This is a genomic window from Mycobacterium sp. E1214, assembly GCF_001666755.1.
In the GTDB taxonomy this organism is placed as follows: Bacteria; Actinomycetota; Actinomycetes; order Mycobacteriales; family Mycobacteriaceae; genus Mycobacterium.
Genome location: NZ_LZJC01000089.1, coordinates 1 through 21771, shown reverse-complemented (window position 1 = coordinate 21771; position 21771 = coordinate 1). Strand labels below are relative to the sequence as shown.

Below are 21771 nucleotides of genomic sequence, written 5' to 3'. Positions count from 1 at the left end.
GTTTCACTGAACCGATGCGCGCCCGAAGCGGGCGGATCGAGGAGGCGACGCGTGGCGACAACACCCGGCGCGAATCTCGATGTCCTCGAGTTCGTCGTCGCACGCCAACACGATGCCGTGGCCGCCGCCCAGTTCGAAGGCCTGGCCGCCGAGTACGCCGGCCGCTATGGCGGTGACCCCACGCAGCTGCGCCGGGAGCTGTTCGATTATCCCGCCGAGGAATTCGAGCCCCCGACCGGTGTGCTCGTCGTAGCGCTGTGCAACCAGGAGCCGGTCGCGGGCGGTGCGTTGCGCCGCTACGACTCGAAAACCGCGGAGCTTAAACGCATTTGGACGACATCGGCGCATCGGCGGCGTGGCTACGGCAGATTGGTGGTGGCCGAACTGGAGCGCCGCGCGTTGCTGCTCGGCTACACCCGCGTCTACCTGACCACCGGCTGGCGGCAACCCGAGGCGGTCGCGCTCTACGTGTCGGCGGGCTACACGCCGCTTTACGACCCGCGCATCCCGGCGGCGCAGGTTGGTCCGCACCCCTTCGAGAAACGGCTCACCACCGAGGACGCGGGATGAAATTTCTTCTCATCACCCTGATCACGCACCTGCCCGACCCGGTCACCGGGGAGACCAAGAGCCCCGCCGAACGGTTGCGTGGTGTCGTGGACAAGGCGGTGCTCGCCGAGGAGTTGGGTTTCGACGGCTTCGCGGTGGGCGAACGCCACGAAGATCCGTTCATCTCGTCCTCGCCGCCGGTGGTACTGAGCAACATCGCGGCGCACACGTCGACGATCGGGTTGTTCACCGGTGTGACGACGCTGAGCCTGCTCGACCCGGTCCGCGCGTTCGAGGACTACTCCACGCTCGACAACCTCTCGGGTGGCCGGCTGGAGCTCATCATCGGTAAGGGCAACGGCGCCGCGCAGGCGCAGTTGTTCCACGTCACCACCGAAGATCAATGGCAGCGCAACCGCGAGGGATACGAGCTCTTCCGGCTGCTGTGGGAGAGCGAACGGGTGACCTGGTCGGGCCGCTTCCGGCCCCCGCTGGTCGACGCGAAGGCGCTGCCGCGCCCACTGCAGCAGCGGATCCGGATCTGGCACGGCAGCGCCACGAGCCGCGACTCCGTCGACCTCGCCGCGCGTCACGGCGACCCGATCTTCTCGGCGAACGTCAGCAACACGGTCGAGCCGTACGCCGAGCTGGTCCGGCACTACCGGCGGCGGTGGCAGGAGTATGGCCACCGCCCCGGGGACGCCCTGGTCGGGGCGGGCACCGCCGGGTTTTATGTCGCAGCCACCTCGCAGGAGGCGGTGGCGGCCTACCGACCGGTGGTCGAGGCCCGCCTTGCGGCACAGCGCCGGGCGGGCATTCCGGTGGTGTTCGACTCCGTCGACGATTTCGTCGAGCGCAGCTCGGCCCTGATCGGCAGCCCGGCACAGGTCATCGACAAGGTGGCGCGCTACCACGAACAGCTCGGGCACGAGGTCATGCACCTCAGTGCCGACACGGACGGACTAACGGCTCCCCAGCAGCGGCGCAGCCTGGAACTGTTCCAGTCGGAGGTGGCGCCGACGCTGCGGGCAATGATCCCCAGCCGGCCGCTGGTCGCGCAGGTCGTCGTCGACGACACTGTCGCACAACAGGTTTGACGGGTCGGCTACGCGGCCGCCGTGGTGGAAGCCGACACGGCGGTCACCTCGGAGTGGACGTGGCTGCACACCGTGCAACGCACCTCGTATTCGAGCTTGTTGTCACCGAGATCCAGAAACCGGTACTCCGCCCACGCCATGCACCGCGGGCACCGTGCCCGTCCCCGCTCCACCGTCATCGACCCGCAACCCTTTCACCGCGCTCTAACGCTCGGAGAAGTACCCGGTCCGTGACGAGTCCAATCCTCGAACCGACCCCGACCTAACGCCACGCGAACACGGGTTGCTCGAGGTCGTCGACCGGGTCGTCGCGCCCCTCCAACCCGAGCCACCGCAGTTGCAACAGCACTGCCCCGGTCGGCGCGTGGATGAGGTCGTTGCCCAACGGAATCTGCACGACCGGGCGCGGGCTCTCCGGGATGCTGATGAACCTGGGCGAATCGTCGCGCTGCAGCTGGTGCAGCCCGACGCGGTAGACCGCCACCACCTCGTCGGGCGACGGCCGGGGATCGAGCCGGCCGCCGCCCCAGATCACCACCGGGGTGATGACGTAGCCGGATCGCGTCGGGTAGTCGTCGAGCAGCCCCAGCACGTCCGGCTCGCCCAACTCGACGCCGACCTCCTCGCTCAGCTCGCGCAGCGCGGCGGCCACGGCCGTCTCACCCGGGTCCAGCCGGCCGCCCGGCAGGGCCCACTGCGCCGCGTGGCTCGTGAGCCGAGAGGCCCTGCGGCACAGCAAAAAAGCGGCGCCGCCCGACACGCCCACCATGCGGCCGTCCAGGCCGAAGTCGGGCAGCGGGCGCCCGGCGTTCCACTCCTGGACCGGCGCCGGGTCCACACGGTCCTCCCCCACTTCCGAATCGACGAGCACCACCGCCACCGCCGCGTGCCGCTTGCTCGGGTCCGTCACGGCGCGACGGCGGTGGCCGGCCAGGTGATCGCGGATCGTGTCGCGCAACGCCTCGTCGTACGGGATGGTCACCTCCCGAGCCTAGGCGCACCGGTCGCGGTGTGATCCATCGAACGCGCCCGCCCTGCCCGGCCGCCGACCCGGCTAGGTATAGTTTGCTGTATTCAGAGGTCGGATCGCTGCGTTGCGTCCGACCGATCGGCCGGCTACCCACCACGAGGCGCCCGTGACCATGCGATCATCTCCCCGGCGTTCGGCCGCCACCGTTCTCGTGGTGTCCGCCGCCGCCTTCCTGGCGAGCCTCGACCTGTTCATCGTCAACATCGCCTTCCCCGACATTCGCACCGCGTTTGCCGTGACCGACCTCGGCGCGATGTCGTGGATCCTCAACGGCTACACCTTGGTGTTCGCGGCGTTCCTCAATCCGGCGGGCCGGCTCGGTGACCGTTACGGGCACCGGCGGATCTTCCTGTGGGGTCTGGCGGTGTTCACGCTCGGTTCGGCCGCCTGCGGCATCTCCGGGTCGTTCGCGGCGCTGATCGTCTGTCGCGTCGTGCAGGCATTCGGCGCCGCCCTGCTGATGCCCAGTTCCCTCGCGCTGCTCATGGCCGCGGTTCCGGCGGCGCGGCGGTCCATCGCCGTCAGTACCTGGTCGGCGGTGGCGGCGATGGCGGCCGCGCTCGGACCGCCGGTCGGCGGCCTGCTGGTCGAATTGTCCTGGCGCTGGATCTTTTTCGTCAACCTGCCGGTGGGGCTGGCGGCGCTCGCGGCGGGCCCGTGGGTGCTCGCCAGGTCGGCCGGGGCCGGCACCGGCATCCCGGATCTTCTCGGCGCGCTGTGTTTGGTGCTCGGGGTGGGGGCGCTGGTGTGGGCGCTGATCGAGCTGCCCGCCGCGGGAGGGACGGCGGCCCGGGTGGTGATCGCAGCCGGCACCGCCGTGTGCGCGATGGCGCTGGCGGTGTGGCGTTCCCTGCGTCACCCGACGCCCGCGTTGGACCTGGCCGCGGTCCGGATCGTGCCCATGTGGTCGAGCTGCCTTGCGCTCCTGCTTTTCGCCGCCGCGTTCGGCGCCATGCTGCTGGGCAGCGTCATGCTGCTGACCACCGTGTGGGGCAAGACCCCCGCGGCGGCCGGCCTTTGCTTGTCACCCGGTCCCGTGATGGTGGTGCTCGTGTCGTTGACGATCTCCGGCCGGCTCATCGACCGCGTCGGCGTCGGGGTCGTGGCCGCCGTCGGCGCCGCGCTCTACGCGCTGGGGATCGTGATCTGGTTGTGCCGGGTCACCCCCGAGCCGCACTACGTCGCCGACTTCCTTCCCGGGCAGTTATTCACCGGCGCCGGGGTGGGGCTGGTGATTCCCAGCCTCTCGGCCGTTACCGGGTTGGCGTTGCCGACGCAGCGGTGGGGCGCCGGGTCGGCCCTGACCAACACCGCCCGGCAGCTGGGCACCGTCCTGGGGACCGCGGTGCTGACCATGATCTATCAACCCGGGATCACGCTGGCGGCCATCCGGTGGGGGTGGGGATTCATCGTCGCGGCGGCGGGTACGTCCGCGGTGATCGCCGCGGCGCTCGCGCTGTGGTGGCGAAGCAACGCCGAGGCGCCGCCCGTCGTCGCCGCGCAGGAGTGTGCGATGCGGTAAGGAGGGTGGCATGAAGGTCATCGGGTTCGAGGAGCACTACAAGCTGCCGGCGATCTCCGCCGAACATCATCGCGCGGGGCCCAACCCTACGACCGACCTCCTGCAGGCGGCGGGCTTCGGGACGCCGGACGGGCAAGGTGACTGGCCGCCCGGGATCTACGAGCTCGGCGCGGGCCGCATCGCCGCGATGGACGACGCCGGCATCGACGTGCAGATCCTGTCGCACTCGGTGCCCGGACCCGAGACGCTCGAGCCGACGGTCGCGGCGGCGTTGGCCGGGCAGGCCAACGACGCGGTGGCGGCCGCGGTCGCCCAGTACCCGGACCGGCTGCGCGGCTTCGCCACCCTGCCCATGCGCGACCCGGTCGCCGCCGCAACTGAACTCGAACGCAGCGTGCGCCAGCACGGCTTCGTCGGCGCCCTGATCAACGGCCACGTCAACGGGCGCTACCTCGACGACACCTTCTTCTGGCCGGTGTTCGAGATGGCCGAAAACCTGGGCGTGCCCATCTATCTGCATCCGGTGCTGCCGCCGCAACCGGTGATCGACGCCTGCTACGGCGGGCTCAATCCCCGGGTGTCGGCGCGGCTGGCGGCCGCGGGCGCCGGTTGGCACATCGACACCGGGATCCACTGCCTGCGGCTGATCCTCGGCGGGGTGTTCGACCGGTTCCCCGCGCTGCAGGTGATCGTCGGGCATCACTTCGAAGCGCTCGGTTGGCTGGGCTGGCGGGCCGAGTACGCGTTCGGGGTGGCAGAGACCGGGCTCAAACGCACCGTCGCCGCCTATCTGCGGGAGAATTTCTACGGCGGCATCCTGGCCGGTGACTTCTTCACGCAGGAGCCGGGCGCGGTGGATCCGACGTGGCGCCTGTCGCTGGCGGCCTACCAGGCCATGGTCAGCGTGGTCGGCATCGACCGCATCGTGTTCACCGCCGACTTTCCCTACGGCAATGCCCAAGCAAGCCGCCGATTCCTCGATCAGATGCCGATCAGCGAGGACGACAGGGCCAAGATCGCCCACCGCAACGCCGAGCGCCTGTTGCGTCTGTGACGCCTTGGTCGGGGCCGGTGTCAGTGGTTGACTGCGACCATGCGTAGAGAACCTGTGTTGGCCCGACGCTTCTTCGATCGCTTCGAGCCGATCCACGCCGTCACCTACTTCGCGCCCGAGGCGAGGGCGGCGTTGGACGCCCTGGGCTACCGCGGATTCTGGATGGGCTACTTCGCCGCCCGCTCGGCGCCGCTGGGAGCCGTCGCGCGCGAGGTGGTGGCCGCGCTGTTCTACAACTTCGCCCCCGAGCGGGTCGCCAAGGCGTTGCCGGCGGCGTGGGAGATCGCCGGACCCGACGCCGCGCTGCGGGCCCGCCAGGAATCGGCGGTATCGGCGCTGCGCCGTTACGGGCTGAATTCGGCGGAAACCCTGGACGTGGCAGTCGAACTGGCCGGCAAGGCCGCGCGCAGCGCGCCCCTGGACGGGCGCCCGCTGTTCGCCGCGAACCTGGCATTGCCGTGGCCGGAGGAACCGTTGGCGGCGCTCTGGCACGCGACGACCCTGCTGCGCGAGCAGCGCGGTGACGGCCACGTGGCGGTGCTGGCCGCGGCGGGAATCTCGGGTCGGGAGTGCAACGTGCTGCACGCCGCCGCCGGCCGGGTGCCTCGCGAATATCTCGCGCGAACCCGCGACTACGACGAGGCGGCGTGGCGCCGCCACGAGCAGAGCCTGGCCGACAAGGGCTTGCTCGACGCCGACGGCTCGCTCACCGCGGCGGGCCGCGACCTGAAGCACCACATCGAAGAGACGACGGATGCGCTGGGCCTGACGGCGCTCGAGGCGCTCGGCGATGACGAGGTCGAGGCGCTGTTCGCCGCCCTCACGCCGCTGACTCGCGCCGTGGTCGCCGGCGGCGACGTGCCCGCCCTCACCCCGATGACGTTGCGCCGCGACGAATTGCACGACGACAGCGCGCATCTGGTCGCAACCTAGCGCGCTGATTGCGCGGCCCCGTCCGGGGTATTGCGGTTGGTGACCGAGGAGGACCGATGGCACCCGACGAACGCGTCAGCGTGGTCGTGATCACCTACAACCGCTGCGCGGAACTGGACCGCACCCTGCGGCGGCTGGCCGAGCTGCCCGAACAGCCGACCGTGATCGTCGTGGACAACGCCTCCTCCGACGGCACCGCGGACATGGTCCGCTGCCGGCATGCCGATGTCACGCTGGTGACGCCCGGAACGAATCTCGGGGCGGTAGGCCGCAACCTCGGTGTGTTGCTGGCGGATTCGCCGTACGTGGCGTTCTGCGACGACGACACGTGGTACGACCCGGGCGCGTTGCGCCGGGCCGCCGACCTGCTGGACGCCCACCCAAGTCTGGGTGTGGTGACGGCCAGCATCACCGTCGAACCCGACGGCCGGCTCGACGCCATCTGTTCGGAAATGGCCGAATCGCCGTTGGATCGCACGCCCGGCATTCCAGGACATCCCCTGCTCAGCTTTCTTGCCGGCGTCTCCGTCGTGCGCCGCAGCGCGTTCCTGGCGGCCGGCGGCTTTTCCAGCCGGCTGTGGCTCGGCGGTGAAGAGGAACTGCTCGCCTCCGACCTGGCCCGCGCCGGGTGGCAGATGAGTTACGTCCCGGAGATCGTCGCCCACCACCACGCCTCCCGCCTGCGCGACGCCCACCTGCGGCGCCGGCATGGCATCCGGAACACGTTGTGGTTCACGTGGCTTCGCCGGCCCCTGCCCAGCGCGACGCTGCGCACCGCGCGGTTGCTGCGCCGCCTGCCGCGTGACCGGGTGACGGCGCTGGGGGTTGGCGACGCGATCCGTGGGGTGCCGTGGGTGCTGCGCGAGCGCAATCCGGTGCCGCCGCACGTCGAGCGCGGCTACCGGTTGCTCGAGGACTCGCAGCTCAACGGCAAGGCCCGCAACTACGTGTCGTGAGGGCCCGGCACTACGCTGGGGCGCATGCCCGGTCAGCGAGTGCCCGGCGGGGTGGTGCACAAGCTCCCCGCCGACCTGCGCGCGTCGTTGACCGCGAACGCCGACGCGCTGGCGGCCTGGCACGACATCACGCCGCTGGCGCGCAACGAGTTCATCTGCTGGGTGTGCGACGCCAAGCAGGAGGCCACCCGCCAGCGTCGCATTCGCCGAACCGTGGAAGAGCTCGAAGAGGGCAAGCGCCGCCCCTGCTGCTGGCCGGGCTGCAAGCACCGCGAGCGCACCGGCGCGTAGCGCGGGTGCGCTCAATGAATGTTGCTGCGGCCGTTAGGGATTCAGCCGTCGATAGAAAACCAGCGCGTTGCCCCTGGTGTCACTGACCACGGCTCGCCGCTCGTGGGCGCCGTCGTAGGGCGCCCTGACGATCTTGCCGCCACTGGCTTCGACCGCCTTCGCCGCCGCGTCGACGTCAGCGGTCTTGATGCCGACGACCACCTGTCCGGGCGCGGGGTGGTCCGCCGGTGTCGCCAGCGCCACGGTGATCGACCCACCGTCGAGGGCGGCGTAGTGATCACCGTCGCGGAACTTCAGCGCCATTCCCAACGTCTCGCGATAGAACCGGATCGACCCGTCGAGGTCGTCGGTCGACAGGATCACCATCGTGACTTGGTGATCGCTCACGGCAACCCCAGCGCGCCGATCACCTCGAGTCAGGCGCGGCCGGCCGAAACCACTTGACCGTCAAGTGAATCCATGGGCGGCCCGTCGCCGTGTCCCTGGTCGCGGTCGGCCACGGTCGTGGCCAGGGCGGTGCCGTCCTCAATGGTCCCGACGATGTCGACGCGGTCGTTGACCGTGAAACGCGTTGCACCGATGGCCCGTTGGCTGGCGCCGTGGCTGATCACGGTGGTGTCGGGGGTCACTCGATAGGTCTGGGTGTACCCGTTGGCGCTGCGCGCCGTCACCGAATCGGCTGTCACGGCGATCACCGTGCCCTCTTGGCTGACGGGTTGCGAAACGGCGGGCGGCTCCTGGCTCGCCGTGATCGTGCGCCGCTCGGAGTGGGCTGTGTTGAGCACCAACGCCGTCACGCACGCCGCACACAACACCGACGCGGAGACCACGTCGCACGCCGCGGCGACCCCGGAAGCGCGGCGCCGAGTGCCGCGGCCGATCGACGGCCAATGATGTTCGGCTGATTCGGTCATGCGATGTCTGGCGCTCACGGTCTTCCCCTCCTGCGGAACCGCACCGAAAGGCCATCGATGCTTACCGAATCAGGTCGTTGCGGGGGAATTACCCTGGCTGCCGCCGCGATAAACCGCGGCGCGGCTCAGCCCTTGGCGAGGGTGAACTGCGCGACGTCGGTGTAACCCTCCCGGAACAAGTCCGCGCAGCCGGTGAGGTACTTCATGTAGCGGTCGTAGACCTCTTCGGACTGCACCGCGATCGCCTCGTCCCGGCGCGACTCGAGCGCCGCGGCCCAGGTGTCCAGGGTGCGCGCGTAGTGCAGCCGCAACTGCTGAACCCGCTGGACGCTGAAGCCGGCCCGCTCGGCGTGCTCGACGACGTTCTTGGCCTGCGGCAGGTCACCGCCCGGGAAGATCTCGTCCATGATGAATTTCATGAACCGGATCTTCGTCATGGTGATGGGCAGGCCCCGTTCGGCGAATTCCTCGTCGCTGGGCTTGATGATGGTGTGCAGCAGCATCACGCCGTCGGCGGGCAGCGCCTCGTAGGCCATCTTGAAGAAGTCGGGGTACCGGTCGCGCCCGAAGTGCTCGAACGCGCCGATCGACACGATCCGGTCGACCTTCTCGTCGAACTGCTCCCAGCCCTGCAGCAGCACGCGCTTCTCACGGGGTGACGGATGTCCGTCGAGGCGCCGCTGGACGTGCGCCTGCTGGTTGCGGCTCAGCGTCAGGCCCACGACGTTGGTGTCGTACTTCTCCAGCGCGCGCACGATCGTGGTGCCCCAGCCGCAGCCGATGTCGAGCAGCGTCATGCCCGGCTTCAGGCCGAGCTTGCCCAGCGAGAGGTCGACCTTCGCGATCTGCGCCTCCTCGAGGCTCAGGTCGTCGCGCTCGAAGTAGGCGCAGCTGTAGGTGCGCGTCGGGTCGAGGAACAGCGCGAAGAAGTCGTCGGACAGGTCGTAGTGCGCTTGTACGTCCTCGAAGTGCGGTTCCAGGCTCGCGGCATCGCTGGTTTTGTCGGACAAGAGCACAACCTTTGGCTTGATTGACAGCGGGTCGGCACCGGCCGGCCGGAGCCGATCCACGTGCTGGCGAGCCAGTGTATCCGCCCGGTGGCGGCCGTCGGGGCGGCACTTGGCGATCCGGCGGCCACCGCTCACCGGCGCCGACGGCCGCGGCGGGTTGACCCGTCAGGCGGCGTGGGACACGATGGGCCGCAAACCGTGGCGGTCGGGGAGAGGCGGGAGTCGCAATGGCGGACATCACCATGCTGATCCTCGCCGACCACGACTGGTTCCGTGAACAGTTCGCGCGCCTGGACTACCTGCAAGCGCAGTCCGCCACCCAGGCCGCGCTCGACCGGGTGTGGCGCCCGCTCGCCGACAAGCTCGACGTGCACGCCTACATCGAGGAGAAGATCTTTTACCCGCAGCTTCTCAAACGCGGCAGCGGCGAGGCCGAGGGTGAGACGCTCGACGCGATCGGCGACCACAACGACATCCGCGACGGCGTGCGCGCGGCCGACGCGGTCCGCACCGGCACCGCGCAGTGGTGGGCGGCGATCGGCCGCACCCGCGAGGCCAACGACGACCATATGGGCGAGGAAGAGCGCGAAGGCCTCTCCGATTTCCGGCGCAACGCCCCCGCCGGCCTGCGGGAGTCCCTCGGTCGGCAGTACAGCGACTTCATGGCCGCGCACCCCACGACGAAGGGGCTGTCGATCGAGGACCGCGACCCCGAGGGCTACGTCGAACAGGTGCGGCAAGCACCGGACAGCAAACCCCAGGATTTCTCGCTGCGGATCGGCAGCCTCAAGGGCCAGTGACGGGCCGTGCGATGGCGCGCGCAGGGTCACGTGACGCGGATAACCAACCCCGGCCGGGCGGCCCGGGGGCGCCCCCGGGGCGTCTGCCCCGCCGAACGCCGCTGACCAGGCCGTTGTCCGTGTCGTCGGCGAAGTGTCGGGGCCGGGCGCAGGCCGGCGGACCGGCTGCGGAACCGGCGGCGGGGGCCGCGGCGGGCGTGTCCGCGGGTTCGGCCCCGCAGCGTTGTGGGTACGCGATCTGGCGATGAACACTCGACGCCGCCGGCGGAAATGGAAACGCAAGGACATCAGGGTCGCCGATGCAGCGATGCGCCAGACCATCATGGGCACCGCCATCGGCAACTTCATGGAGTGGTACGACTTCGGCGTCTACGGCTACATCGCCACCACCATCGCGCAGGTGTTCTACCCCGGCAAGAGCGTCAGCGGCGTCCATCTGCTCGCCACGTTCGGCACGTTGGCGGCGGCGTTTGTGGTGCGGCCCCTCGGTGGCTTCATCTTCGGGCCGCTGGGTGACCGCATCGGCCGACACCGGGTCCTGGTGGTCACCATCCTGATGATGACGGTGAGCACCACCGCGACCGGCTTGCTGCCGGGCTATAGCTCCATCGGCATCTGGGCGCCGATCCTGCTGGTCATCGCCCGTATCTTCCAAGGCCTCTCCACGGGCGGCGAGTATGTCGGCGCCATGACCTATCTGGTCGAGCAGGCGCCCGACAACAAGCGCGGTCTGATGGTCGGGTTTTTGCCGATGGGCAACCTCGTCGGGTTCGTCATGGCCGGGATGCTGGTGACACCGCTGCAAACCTGGCTTCCGGAGTCGGACATGTTGGCGTGGGGCTGGCGGATCCCGCTGCTGCTGGGCGCGCCGTTCGGCCTGGTGGCCCTGTTCCTGCGGCTGCGGCTCGAGGAGTCCTCCGCCTACGAGAAGGCAACCGAGGGCTCGCACTCTTCCGGCGGGCAGGGCAAACAGCAGATCTGGCGCACGATCGTCGAGCAACGCAAGGGTTTGGTGATCTGCGCCGCGTTGGTGCTGACCTCTCAGGTCGCCGACTTCATGCTCACCGGGTACCTACCGACATACCTGAAGCTGTTCGTGCGGGTGGGGCACACCGCCGGGCTGGTCATGATCGTGGTGACGCTGGCGATCCTGATGGCCACCGTGGTGCTGGTGGCCGGCCTGTCCGACCGCATCGGCGTCAAGCCGATCATATGGACGGGTTGCGGGCTGCTCATCGTGGCGTCGGTCCCGGCGTTCCTGCTGATGCGCTACGGCGGGATCTACCCGATCATCTTCATCGGCGTCCTGCTGATCGGTCTGATGGAGCTCTGTTTCGACAGCACCGCGCCCGCGATGTTGCCGGCGCTGTTCCCGACACGCGTCCGGTACGCGGCGTTGGCCGTGTCCTACAACATCGCGATCTCGGCCGTCGGCGGCACCACCCCGCTGATCGCTCAGGCGCTGGTGTCCGGCACGGGTAACGCCATGGCGCCGGCCTACATGCTCATCGTCGGCGGCGTGGTGGGCGCCATCACGCTGCTGTTCACCCCGGAGGTGGCCGGTAAGCCGCTGCCGGGTTCCGGGCCCGCCGTCGAAACGGAGCAGGAAGCCCGCGAATTGGCCGACGACATCCGTTGACGCAGCCTGGGAGGTTTATTTCCCGGCGCCCGGCCTATCCGTAACGCATGAGAAGCGCCTTTCACCAGCAGCTCGGGATGTTGACCGAGCGGTTGGTGGACATGTGCGCCATGGCCGCCGGCGCCATCACCGACGCCACCGACGCGCTGCTGGGGGCCGACCTGATGCTGGCCGAGCAGGTCATCGCCCGGCACGCGGACGCCGTCGCGAGCGAGGCCCACGTCGAGGATCTGGCCTTCGCGCTGCTGGCCCTGCAGGCGCCGGTGGCCGCGGACCTGCGGGCCGTGGTGAGCGCCCTGCGAATAGCCGCGGATGCCCAACGGATGGTCGGGTTGGCGGTCCACGTCGCGGAAATCGCCCGCCGGCGCCACCCGCAGCATGCCGTGCCGGAGGAGATCAGCCGATACCTCGCCGACATGGGGACCGTCGCCGAGGGACTCGCCACCGGCGCCCAGGAGGTGCTGCGCGCGCAGGATCCGCGCCGCGCCGCGCAGATCCGGCGTGACGACGACGCGATGGACGAACTGCACCGCCGGTTGCTGGCCGCGCTGATGCAACCCGACTGGCGTTTCGGCGTCACGGCCGCGGTGGACGCCACGCTGCTGGGCCGCTTTTACGAGCGCTTCGCCGATCATGCCGTGGAGATCGCCCGGCGCGTCATCTTCCAAACGACGGGCCACTGAGCCAGCTGGGCCGCGCGTAAACCGTTGCCCGACAACCGCATTGCCGGCCGCGGTGTGAGAACTCGCGGCTCGGGTATACCAGCCGGTGTGATCACGCGTCGAGGCCGGCTGGGCGGCCCCACCGGTGTCCTATCCATTCAACCGGGCCGGGCACGCTGATGGCCCAACCGAAACCGGTGCCCGACGACCTGCGCCGGTTGACCGCCGCGCACGGGGTCGCCACCTCCTACCGCAACGAGCGTCGCGAGCCGGTCGAGGTCGATGCCGACGTCGTGATCCGGGTGCTCGGGCTGCTCGACGTCGACGCCTCCGACGAAGCCGCCCGGCGTCACGAGCTGGACAAGCTCGCCGAATTGGACCGCGCCGGCGCGGTGGCCCCCACCATCGCAATACGGGTGGGCGAAGGGCCGAGGCCGCTCGAGGGGGCGACGGCGCTGGTCGGCGAGGACGGCGAGCGGATCGAGGTCCGCGACGAGCTGCCGGGCGATCTTGCGGTGGGCTGGTACCGACTGCACCTGCGCGACGGTCAGGAAGCGACCCTGGTGGCCGCGCCACCGAAGGTGCCGGCCACCCCCGCGACGTGGGGCTGGATGCTGCAGCTCTACGGGCTGCGGTCCGAATCGTCCTGGGGCGCCGGCGATCTCGGCGATCTGCGGGACTTCGTGAAGTGGACCGCCGCCACGCACGGAGCCGGCGCGGTGCTGCTCAACCCGCTGCACGCGCCCGGGCCGACGCACCCCGTGCAGCCCTCGCCCTACACGCCGTCGAGCCGGCGATTCTCCAATCCGCTGGTGCTGCGCATCGAGGACCTGGCCGCCTACCAGCGCGCCGACGCGGACACCCGCGCCGAGATCGACGCGCTGCGCGTCTCGCCGGCCACCGAACGCATCGACTACGACCTCGTGTGGGCGGCCAAACGCGCCGCGCTGGAGCTGCTGTGGCGGTGCGAGGGCCGACCGAGCCCGCTGGACGGGTCCCCGGCCACCCAGGGCTTGGCCGACTGGGCCGCGTACTGCGCGCTCGCCGAGCGGCACGGCGGGCGCTGGACGCACTGGCCGGAGCCGCTGCGCGACGTCGCCGGGGCCGCGGTGACGGCGGCCCGGCGGGAGCTGGCCCCGCGGGTCGCCTTCCACGCGTGGGTCCAGCAGCAATGCGCCGAACAGCTCGCGGCCGTGCGGGCCACGGCCCGCGACGCCGGCATGGCGCTCGGCGTCCTGCATGACCTGCCCGTCGGCGTGGACGCCGACGGGGCCGACGCCTGGGCGCTCGCCGACCTGTTCGCGACCGGGGCCAGCATCGGCGCGCCGCCGGACAACTTCACCCCCCGCGGCCAGGACTGGGGCCTGCCGCCGTGGCGTCCGGACCGGTTGGCCGCCACCGGGTACGCCGCCTTCCGCGACATGCTGCGGGCGGTGCTGGCGCACGCCGACGGGCTGCGCATCGACCACGTCGCCGGGCTGTGGCGGCTGTGGTGGATTCCGCCGGGCGACGGGCCCGACCGGGGGACGTACGTGCACTACGACGCCGAGATCATGCTGGCGGCGCTCGCGGCCGAAGCGCACCGCGCCAACGCCACCGTGGTGGGCGAGGACCTGGGGACCGTCGAGCCGGAGGTCACCGAGGCGCTGGCCGCCAACGAGATGCTGGGCTGCGCGGTGTCCTGGTTCACCCGCGACGAAGCGGCACCCGAGCAGCCCCTGCTGCCGTCGGCGGCGTGGCCGTCGCGCGCCGCCGCCAGCCTCTCCACCCACGACCTGCCGACCGCGGCCGGTTTCCTGCGCGGCGACCACGTGCGCGTGCGGGCGGAGCTGGGGCTGTTGAAGGACGTGCCCGCCGAAGAGCGGGCCGCCGCGAAGGAACGCGAAGAGTGGTTGGCGCTGTTGCGGTCCGAGGGCCTGCTCGACGGGGACGACCCCGACGAGTCGGCGATCATCGTCGCGATGCACCGCTTCCTCGCCGCGACCCCCAGCCGGTTGAAGCTGATCTCGCCGTACGACGTGCTCGCCGAGCCGCGCCAGCCGAACCTGCCCGGCACCGTCGACGAATACCCGAACTGGCGGCTCCCGTTGACCGAGACCTTCGAGCAGCTGCGCGCCGACCCGCGGGTCGACGAGGTGGTCGCCGCCTTCGCCCGGAACGCCGCCAAGGGTTAGCCGAGCGGCCGCGCAGCGGACCGCGCATTTCGGGTGTGAGCTACGTCCGGTTTGGCTATTAGGAAGTAGATCGTCTCGCAGGTGGGCGGCGCGGCCGGAAGAAAACGAGGGCACCAACATGGAAGCGATATCCCCAATCGACGCGTTGTTCCTCGTCGGTGAATCACGCGAGCACCCCATGCATGTCGGTTCGCTGCAGCTGTTCGAGCCGCCCGAGGACGCCGGGCCGCATTTCGTGCGGGAGTCGTATCAGGCCATGCTCGAGCGCACCGACATTCAGCCCACCTTCCGCAAGCATCCGGCCTTCCTCGGCGGCGTCACCAACGTCGCCTGGTCGCTCGACAAGGACGTCGAGCTCGACTACCACCTGCGCCGGTCCGCCCTGCCCGAGCCGGGCCGGGTGCGCGATTTGTTGGAATTGACGTCCCGCCTGCACGGCAGCCTGCTCGACCGGCATCGGCCGATGTGGGAGGCGCACCTCGTCGAGGGTCTGCAGGACGGCCGGTACGCCGTGTACACGAAGTTCCATCACTCCCTCATGGACGGCGTCTCCGCGATGAAGCTGATGCACCGCGCCTTCACCCCCGACGCCACGGACGACGAGGTGCGGGTGCCGTGGGAGATCGGGCCACGCAAGCACCAGCCCAAGCAACGGCCGTCGCTGCTGTCACAGATCGGGGGCACCGCCAGCTCCGCGCTCGCGCTGGCGCCGTCGACCGTCAAGCTCGCGCGGGCCGCCCTGCTCGAACAGCAACTGACGCTGCCATTCCGGGCGCCTCGCACCATGTTCAACGTCCGCATCGGCGGGGCCCGACGGGTGGCGGCGCAGTCGTGGTCGCTGGAGCGGATCAAGGCGGTCAAGAAGGCCGCCGGGGTGACGGTCAACGACGTGATCCTGGCGATGTCCGCGGGCGCCCTGCGCGCTTACCTGATCGAGCAGGACGCCCTGCCGGACGCCCCGCTGACGGCCATGGTGCCGGTCAACCTCCGCAAGGAGGACGACGACCGCGGGGGCAACAACGTCGGCACCTTCCTGTGCAACCTGGCCACCGACCTCGACGACGCAGGCAAGCGCCTCGAGGTGATCAGCTCGTCGATCCAGGACACCAAGGAGGTGTTCTGGCAGCTGCCGTCGGTGCAGCAGCTGGCCCTGTCCGCCATGAACATCGGCGGGCTGTTCTTCGGCCTGCTTCCCGGTTACCTCTCGGCCGCGTCGCCCCCGTTCAACATCGTCATCTCGAACGTTTCGGCGGGGCGTCCGGAGCCGCTGTACTGGCGGGGTGCGCGCCTGGACGGGAACTATCCGCTGTCGATCCCGCTCGACGGGCAGGCGGTCAACATCACGGTGACCAACAACGCCGACAATCTCGACTTCGGGCTCGTCGGCTGCCGGCGCAGTGTTCCGCACTTGCAGCGGCTGCTCGGCCACCTGGAGACGTCGCTGAAAGACTTGGAGCGCGCAGTCGGCACCTGAGCCACGCCCCAGGCAATTCCCCGCGAACCACGCGCCGAACGGCGCCATCCATCTAGGTATTGTGTACTATACCCAGCATGGTCGACAGACTTCCGGCGCGACTGGCGGAGCACCCGACGGTGCGCAAGGTGCGGTCCCGGCGATCGCAGCGACCCGGGACCATCGACGCCGGGTGGTTGCGGGAGCTCTGCCTGGCCGCCGGCGCCGACGACGTCGCCTTCGCCAGCGTGGACAACGCCGCGCTGGCGTCGGAGGTCGACCACGTCGAGGCGGCACTCCCCGGTACCCGCAGCTACATCGCGCTGGTCGTCAAGATGAACCGGGACAACGTGCGGTCGTCGGCGCGCAGCGTCGCCAACCAGGAGTTCCATCGCAGCGGCGAGTTGCTCAACGAGGCGGCGTACCGCATCGTCCGCCAGTTGCAGGACGCCGGCTATCGCGCGCTGAACCCGTCGGCCACGTTCCCGATGGAGATGGATAACTTCCCGGGCAGGATCTGGGTGGTCGCGCACAAGCCCGTCGCCGTGGCGTCGGGGCTCGGCGTCATGGGCATTCACCGCAACGTGATACACCCGAAGTTCGGCAACTTCATCCTGCTGGGCACCATCCTGGTGGACGCACCCGTCAGCGACTACGGCGAACCGCTGGACTACAGCCCCTGCCTGGAATGCAAGCTCTGCGTCGCCGCGTGCCCGGTCGGCGCGATCGGCAAGAACGGCGAATTCGACTGGCAGGCCTGCTCGGTACACAACTATCGCGAGTTCATGGGCGGCTTCACCGACTACGTCCAGACCATCGCCGACAGCGCGGACAAAACCGACTTCCGGTCGCGGGTCAGCGATTCGGAGAACGCCTCCATGTGGCAGAGCCTGGCGTTCAAACCGAACTACAAGGCCGCCTACTGCCTTGCCGTGTGCCCGGCCGGGGAGGACGTCATCGAGCCCTACCTCGACGACCGCAAGGGCTTCATGGACCTGGTGCTCAAACCGCTGCAGGACAAGAAGGAAACGCTGTACGTGCTACCCAACTCGGCGGCCGAGGCCCACGCCCGGCGCCGGTATCCGCACAAGCGGGTCAAGGTCGTCGACGGCGGGATGGGGGCGCGCTGACCCCCGCGGCTCAGGACGCTTCGGCCTCGGCGCGTTCCTCTTCCAGCCGGTCCTTGCTGCGCAGCAACCGCAGCAGCGTCACGAACAGCAACCCCCCGATCACGTTGCCGACCACCGCGTAGCCGAACCAGCCCAGCCAGTCGAGGTATCCGAACGGCGCCTTTCCGGTGGCGAGCGCCCCGAAGATCAGCAGCGAATCCAGGATCGAGTGGAACAGCCGCAGCCCGGCGAGCAGGAACGCCGCCGCGACGGCCGCGGCGATCTTGGCGGGCACCGAGTCGGTGCCGTGCTGCATGCGGGTCATCAACGTGATCACCATGCCGCCGAGCACCGCCAGCGACATGCTCTGCCACGACAGCGGCGCCGTGGCGAAGTGGGTGCCCGATTCGATCATCTGGGCGTGCAGTTGCGGGAAACCCGTCGCGATCAGCGACATGATGACCCAGCCGCCGACCAGGTTGGCGAACATGGTGCCGCCCCACAGCTTGAGCAGCTGGGCGGCGCTCGCCCGCTTGGCGGCGACGGTGACCACCGGGATGATGAAGCCCTCGGTGAACAGCTCGCTGCGGCCCAACAACAGCGCGAGGAAGCCGATCGAGAACGCCAGACCGGCCAGCAACGGCTGATGGGTGGCGTCCAGCACCGCCAGATAGGCGAGCACCCCGAGCGCCACCTCCGTGCCGCCGAAGAACCCGGTGACCAGGACGCCCCGCCAGCTGCGGTGCAGGCGCTGGGTGCCCTCGGTCAGCATCCGGGTGAAGGCGTCTTCGAGCTCGTCCTCGATCGGGCTGTCGGTCTTGCCGAGCTGCCGCTGGATGGTCTGACTCATGGTTGATCCCTCGCGTGTGTGCGGCCGACGAACCGCAGCTATACCCGTTTCTGGCGTGCCGGCAGCATGATCTGCGCCGTTAGTCTGGCCACAGCGCGGGCCCAGTCGTCACAGCGCCCGGCGGGGCGCCTTCACAGCGACCGCTCGGCCACCGCGTCGGGTTCGGTCGCGTAGTCGAGGTAGACGCTCGTGCCGTTCGGCCGGGCGTGAATGGTGCAGTGGTCGGCGAGGCCGTGCATCAGCATGATGCCGCGCGAGGCGCGGGGGTCGTTGGCTTTCTTCGGCGAGGGCCGCTGCCAGTTGCCGCGGTCGCTGACGCAGACGCGGATCGACTCCGCGCGAGGGTCGTAGCTGGCTTGCAGCTTCATGACGCCGATTCCGGCGTGATACGCGTGCTCGACGCAATTGGCCAGCGCCTCGTTGACTCCCAGGACGACGTCGTCGAGCACCTCAGCCGACATCCGCACCTCGTGGCGCAGCCACCGCTGCAGGGCCCGGCGCCATTCCGCCGCGGTGTCGGGACTGGCGGGTCCGGCAAGCGTCAACCGCAGGGCGGTCTCGGACGTTAGTGGGCTCATGGCAAGCCGCATACCCAGTTGGGGACAGGCCATTAACGTGATCGGCGTATCGCTTCGGCCACAACACTATTGCCGTACCGACTCCACCGCGCTGCCCGCGCCCATGGCCCCAGGGATCGCGCCAGCTCAGACCGCCTGCATCGCATACGTGATATAAATCCGGGCATGCAGGACGGACCGGGCGCCGGCAGCGTCGACGCGATCTTCGGGGTGATCGACGCCGGTAACGACCTGACCTGGCGCTACCTGCTGCCGAATCGCAAGGACCTCAGCCCGAGCGCGGTGCTGGTGCTCAACCGTGTCACGCGAGAGGGCCCCATGCGGCTGACCGCCCTGGCGGCCGCGGAGGACACCAGCCAGCCCGCCATGACGCAGCTCGTGCAGCGGATGGAACGCCAGGGTCTGTTGGAGCGTCTGCGGGATCCCGACGACGGCCGCGCCGCCTTGGTCGCGATCAGCAAGTCGGGCGAGGAACTATGGGCGCGGCGCGCCGAGGGGCGCCGCGAACGCCTCGCCGAACTGCTCACGCGGTTGTCCTCGGAGGACGAGCTGGCACTGTGGCTGGCGGCGCAGGTGGCGCTGCCCATCCTGCGGCGACTGGTGCAGATCGCGACCTCGCCCGAGCAGTGACGCGGGAGCCGCCGCCTCAACCGCGCGGTCGCAGGACCGGTGTCACCAGCTCCCCGGTGTCCAGGTAGCTCTCGAGATTGCGGATCGTCAGCAACGCCATCGCGCGCCGGGTGCGCCCCGTGGCACTGCCGATATGGGGGAACAACACCACGTTGTCCAGGTCCAGCAGCTCGCGGGGCACCTCGGGTTCGTCGGCGAAGACGTCCAACCCGGCGCCGGCCAGCCCGCCGCCGGCGAGCAGTTCGACCAGAGCGTCCTGGTCGACGACGCTGCCGCGCGCGATGTTGATCAGGTAACCGTCGGGGCCCAGGGCGCGCAGCACGGCCCGGTCGACCAGGTGGTGGGTATTGGGGCTGCCCGTGGTGGCGACGACGAGCACGTCGACGGACTCGGCCAGCTCGGCCGGCGACTCCGCGTAGCGAAACGGGGACCCGTCGACGCGGTGCCGGTTGTGGTAGGCGATGGCGCAGTCGAAGCCGAGCAGCCGGGTGGCGATCGCCGAGCCGATGCGGCCCAGTCCGAGGATGCCGACCTGCAACCCGCTGACGTCGCGGGCGTAGGGGAACGGGCCGTCGCGCACCCAACGGCCCGCCCGCACGTACCGGTCGGCCGCGCCGAAGCGCCGCAGCGTCATGAGGACCAGGCCGACGGCCGTGTCGGCGACGGTGTCGGAGAGCACGTCCGGGGTGTTGCTCACGCCGATGCCGTGGCGGCGCGCGGCGGCCAGGTCGATCTGGTCGACGCCGGCGCCGTTGTTGACGATCACCGCGAGGTTGGGCAGCGACGCCATGGTGGCCGCGTCGACACCCGGCGACCCCGAGGTCAGCACCGCCCGCACGTCCTGCGCATGCGCGGCGAGGAACTCGGCGCGTCCCGGGCCGTCGGGCAGCTGCGCGATCTCGTAGCGCGCCGTCAGCTCCGCCTCGAGCGTCGGCTCCAGGGCACCGATCCGCAGCACATCGTCGAGCCTCTGCACCGTCACGCATCCATCATTCCGCACCGAGCGAGCGGGGGCGGTCACAGCACCGCGTCGGCGAGGCGGTCGACCTGGTCCAGCGATGCGACGGTGGGGTGGAACAACAACCGGTCGAACCCCAGGTCCCGGTACGCCTGGACGGTGTCGCGCGCGTCCTTGGCCGAACACACGAGGTCGGCGACGTTGAGCGCGGCGTAGTCGGGCTTGAATCCGTAGTAGCGGGCGACATGCTCGCGGCCGGCTTGGGTGACGTCGGCCCCGCCCAATGCGAAGTTCGCCGCCGCGTGGAACCGGGGTTCGCCGGCGCGGCCGGCCTTTCGCCAGCCGGCCCGGATCTCGTCGGCGAACGCCGTTTGCATCGGGTAGTCGCGCAGCGCGCCCGCCACCCAACCGTCGCCCATGGTGATCGCCCGCCGCACCGTCGCCCGCGCTCGGCCGCCGAAGAGCAGCGGAATGTCCACCGGGGCCGGGCACAGCGCGGTGCCGTTGCCGACCGGCTCCCCGGTCCAGACCCTGCGCAGCACCGACACCTGTTCGTCCAGGACGCGCCCGCGCTCGGTGTAGGGCACCCCGGCGGCGACGTAGTCGTCCTCTCGGGAGCCGACGCCGATCCCGACGACCAGCCGGTTGCCCGCCGCGTCGGCCAGGCCGGCCAGCTGCTTGGCCAAGACCAGCGTCGGGTACAGCGGCGTCAGCAACACGTTGGTCACCAGGACCAGCGCGGTGCTGGCCGACGCCGCCACGGACAGCGCGATCACGGAGTCGATGCTGGGATAGACCAACCGGTCGATGGTGGTCACGGATTCGAATCCCCGCTGCTCGGCTCGGCGTGCCCAGTGGGCGAGCATCGGCCCCGGAACGCCGGCGATGTGATTCGGCAGACCGATTCCGATCTTCATGGCGGTGCCCCTTCGGGTGGTGCTTCGTGGACCATCCCAGGGTCGCCGCGGCCGGCGACCGGTGGCCAGTCTCACGGCCCATGTGTGTAGTAAACGGCGATGCGAGTGCCGACTGCGTACCGTTATCGTCATGATGGAGCCGTTGGACGGCCAGATTGTGCACGCCCTGCAGGTCTCTCCACGGGAATCGTTTCGGCGGATCGCCGACGTCCTGTCGGCGCCGGAACAGACGGTCGCCCGCCGCTACCGCAAGCTGCGCCGCGACGGGGTGTTGCGGGTGGTCGGCGTGGTCAACCCACTGGTGTACAGCGAGTGCCAGTGGGTCGTTCGCCTGCACGCCAAGCCCGACGACCTGCCGCGCCTCGCGGAGGCGCTGATCCGCCGGCCGGAAGTCACCCACGCCAACGTGCTTTCCGGATGGACCGAACTGGTGTGTGTGGTGCGGGCACCGCTGGCCGAAAGCAGTGACGGGCTGCTGCAACGGCTGCCGCGGACGTCGTCGGTGCTGCGGATGGATGCGGATCTGGTGCTGCATGCGTTCGGCGGTCCGGCCGGGACCTTCTGGACCGGGTACGGCGACACCCTCACCGCGGGCCAGGTCGCCGCGCACCTCAACCTGGTCGCGGCGGGCCCGCGCCCAGCCAC

The 21771-nt window shown here is 70.0% G+C and carries 24 protein-coding genes; 15 read left to right on the top strand and 9 right to left on the bottom strand.

Going from position 1 to position 21771, the window contains the following annotated elements:
* Positions 1–51 precede the first annotated feature (51 nt).
* Together A5700_RS11975 and A5700_RS11970 are read left to right on the top strand one after the other, a co-directional pair.
* The gene (locus tag A5700_RS11975; protein ID WP_068072906.1) at positions 52–570 is read left to right on the top strand and encodes a GNAT family N-acetyltransferase; all 519 of its coding nucleotides are present in this window, start codon (positions 52–54) and stop codon (positions 568–570) included.
* Positions 567–1646 (top strand): LLM class flavin-dependent oxidoreductase, encoded by a 1080-nt coding sequence (locus A5700_RS11970; protein ID WP_068072904.1) that lies wholly within the window; start codon positions 567–569, stop codon positions 1644–1646. The genes A5700_RS11975 and A5700_RS11970 overlap by 4 nt, the downstream gene beginning before the upstream one ends.
* 8 nt (positions 1647–1654) lie before the next feature.
* On the opposite strand, the gene A5700_RS27220 is transcribed toward A5700_RS11970, so the two are convergent.
* Entirely contained in the window at positions 1655–1786 is a 132-nt protein-coding gene (locus tag A5700_RS27220) for a hypothetical protein (protein WP_255377963.1), read from the bottom strand.
* A gap of 122 nt (positions 1787–1908) precedes the next feature.
* Entirely contained in the window at positions 1909–2628 is a 720-nt protein-coding gene (locus A5700_RS11965) for a CoA pyrophosphatase (protein WP_068072902.1), read from the bottom strand.
* Between the two features lie 202 nt (positions 2629–2830).
* On the opposite strand from A5700_RS11965, the gene A5700_RS11960 reads away from it, so the two are divergent.
* The 5 genes from A5700_RS11960 to A5700_RS11940 are packed head-to-tail and all read left to right on the top strand — an operon-like array spanning position 2831 to position 7432.
* Positions 2831–4198 (top strand): MFS transporter, encoded by a 1368-nt coding sequence (locus tag A5700_RS11960; protein WP_231973879.1) that lies wholly within the window; start codon positions 2831–2833, stop codon positions 4196–4198.
* 10 nt (positions 4199–4208) lie between these two features.
* Positions 4209–5252 (top strand): amidohydrolase family protein, encoded by a 1044-nt coding sequence (locus A5700_RS11955; RefSeq protein WP_068072898.1) that lies wholly within the window; start codon positions 4209–4211, stop codon positions 5250–5252.
* A gap of 39 nt (positions 5253–5291) precedes the next feature.
* Complete coding sequence (locus A5700_RS11950; protein ID WP_068072896.1) at positions 5292–6185, top strand: hypothetical protein; 894 nt, start codon at positions 5292–5294, stop codon at positions 6183–6185.
* Positions 6186–6241: 56 nt separating this feature from the next.
* The gene (locus A5700_RS11945) at positions 6242–7141 is read left to right on the top strand and encodes a glycosyltransferase family 2 protein (protein WP_068072894.1); all 900 of its coding nucleotides are present in this window, start codon (positions 6242–6244) and stop codon (positions 7139–7141) included.
* 24 nt (positions 7142–7165) lie between these two features.
* Positions 7166–7432, top strand: a complete 267-nt coding sequence (locus A5700_RS11940; protein WP_068072892.1) for a YdeI/OmpD-associated family protein — start codon at positions 7166–7168, stop codon at positions 7430–7432.
* A 33-nt stretch (positions 7433–7465) separates the two neighbouring features.
* On the opposite strand, the gene A5700_RS11935 is transcribed toward A5700_RS11940, so the two are convergent.
* From A5700_RS11935 to A5700_RS11925, 3 genes are all read right to left on the bottom strand, one after another.
* The gene (locus A5700_RS11935) at positions 7466–7798 is read right to left on the bottom strand and encodes a VOC family protein (protein ID WP_369828268.1); all 333 of its coding nucleotides are present in this window, start codon (positions 7796–7798) and stop codon (positions 7466–7468) included.
* Positions 7799–7848: 50 nt separating this feature from the next.
* Positions 7849–8364, bottom strand: a complete 516-nt coding sequence (locus tag A5700_RS11930) for a hypothetical protein (RefSeq protein WP_068072883.1) — start codon at positions 8362–8364, stop codon at positions 7849–7851.
* A 107-nt stretch (positions 8365–8471) separates the two neighbouring features.
* Entirely contained in the window at positions 8472–9356 is an 885-nt protein-coding gene (locus A5700_RS11925) for a cyclopropane mycolic acid synthase family methyltransferase (RefSeq protein ID WP_068072959.1), read from the bottom strand.
* Between the two features lie 227 nt (positions 9357–9583).
* On the opposite strand from A5700_RS11925, the gene A5700_RS11920 reads away from it, so the two are divergent.
* The 6 genes from A5700_RS11920 to A5700_RS11895 all read left to right on the top strand — a co-directional run bounded on the left by A5700_RS11920 (position 9584) and on the right by A5700_RS11895 (position 17214).
* Positions 9584–10156, top strand: coding sequence for a hemerythrin domain-containing protein (locus tag A5700_RS11920; protein ID WP_068072881.1), 573 nt, complete (start codon positions 9584–9586; stop codon positions 10154–10156).
* Between the two features lie 307 nt (positions 10157–10463).
* Positions 10464–11795 (top strand): MFS transporter, encoded by a 1332-nt coding sequence (locus A5700_RS11915; protein ID WP_068072879.1) that lies wholly within the window; start codon positions 10464–10466, stop codon positions 11793–11795.
* A 47-nt stretch (positions 11796–11842) separates the two neighbouring features.
* The gene (phoU, locus tag A5700_RS11910) at positions 11843–12478 is read left to right on the top strand and encodes a phosphate signaling complex protein PhoU (protein ID WP_068072876.1); all 636 of its coding nucleotides are present in this window, start codon (positions 11843–11845) and stop codon (positions 12476–12478) included.
* Between the two features lie 158 nt (positions 12479–12636).
* Positions 12637–14631, top strand: coding sequence for a 4-alpha-glucanotransferase (gene malQ, locus A5700_RS11905; protein WP_068072874.1), 1995 nt, complete (start codon positions 12637–12639; stop codon positions 14629–14631).
* Positions 14632–14749: 118 nt separating this feature from the next.
* Positions 14750–16105 (top strand): wax ester/triacylglycerol synthase family O-acyltransferase, encoded by a 1356-nt coding sequence (locus A5700_RS11900; protein WP_068072872.1) that lies wholly within the window; start codon positions 14750–14752, stop codon positions 16103–16105.
* A gap of 77 nt (positions 16106–16182) precedes the next feature.
* The gene (locus A5700_RS11895) at positions 16183–17214 is read left to right on the top strand and encodes an epoxyqueuosine reductase (protein ID WP_068072870.1); all 1032 of its coding nucleotides are present in this window, start codon (positions 16183–16185) and stop codon (positions 17212–17214) included.
* 10 nt (positions 17215–17224) lie between these two features.
* Here the strand turns inward: A5700_RS11895 and A5700_RS11890 are convergent, their stop codons facing one another.
* Positions 17225–18043 carry a formate/nitrite transporter family protein gene (locus tag A5700_RS11890; protein WP_068072868.1) on the bottom strand — a complete coding sequence of 273 codons (819 nt, stop codon included), beginning with the start codon at positions 18041–18043 and terminating at the stop codon, positions 17225–17227.
* 131 nt (positions 18044–18174) lie between these two features.
* Positions 18175–18594 carry an ATP-binding protein gene (locus tag A5700_RS11885; protein ID WP_082959487.1) on the bottom strand — a complete coding sequence of 140 codons (420 nt, stop codon included), beginning with the start codon at positions 18592–18594 and terminating at the stop codon, positions 18175–18177.
* 192 nt (positions 18595–18786) lie between these two features.
* Here A5700_RS11885 and A5700_RS11880 point away from each other — a divergent pair, with 192 nt between their 5' ends.
* Positions 18787–19251 (top strand): MarR family transcriptional regulator, encoded by a 465-nt coding sequence (locus A5700_RS11880; RefSeq protein WP_068072864.1) that lies wholly within the window; start codon positions 18787–18789, stop codon positions 19249–19251.
* Positions 19252–19267: 16 nt separating this feature from the next.
* Here A5700_RS11880 and A5700_RS11875 read toward each other — a convergent pair whose 3' ends face one another.
* Both A5700_RS11875 and A5700_RS11870 read right to left on the bottom strand, forming a co-directional pair.
* Positions 19268–20233, bottom strand: coding sequence for a 2-hydroxyacid dehydrogenase (locus tag A5700_RS11875; RefSeq protein ID WP_068072862.1), 966 nt, complete (start codon positions 20231–20233; stop codon positions 19268–19270).
* Between the two features lie 35 nt (positions 20234–20268).
* Positions 20269–21126 carry an LLM class flavin-dependent oxidoreductase gene (locus tag A5700_RS11870; RefSeq protein ID WP_068072860.1) on the bottom strand — a complete coding sequence of 286 codons (858 nt, stop codon included), beginning with the start codon at positions 21124–21126 and terminating at the stop codon, positions 20269–20271.
* A 130-nt stretch (positions 21127–21256) separates the two neighbouring features.
* Between A5700_RS11870 and A5700_RS11865 the strand changes: the two genes are divergently transcribed.
* Positions 21257–21771, top strand: a 515-nt coding sequence (locus tag A5700_RS11865) for an Lrp/AsnC family transcriptional regulator (RefSeq protein ID WP_231991403.1), incomplete at its 3' end; no start/stop codon positions are given.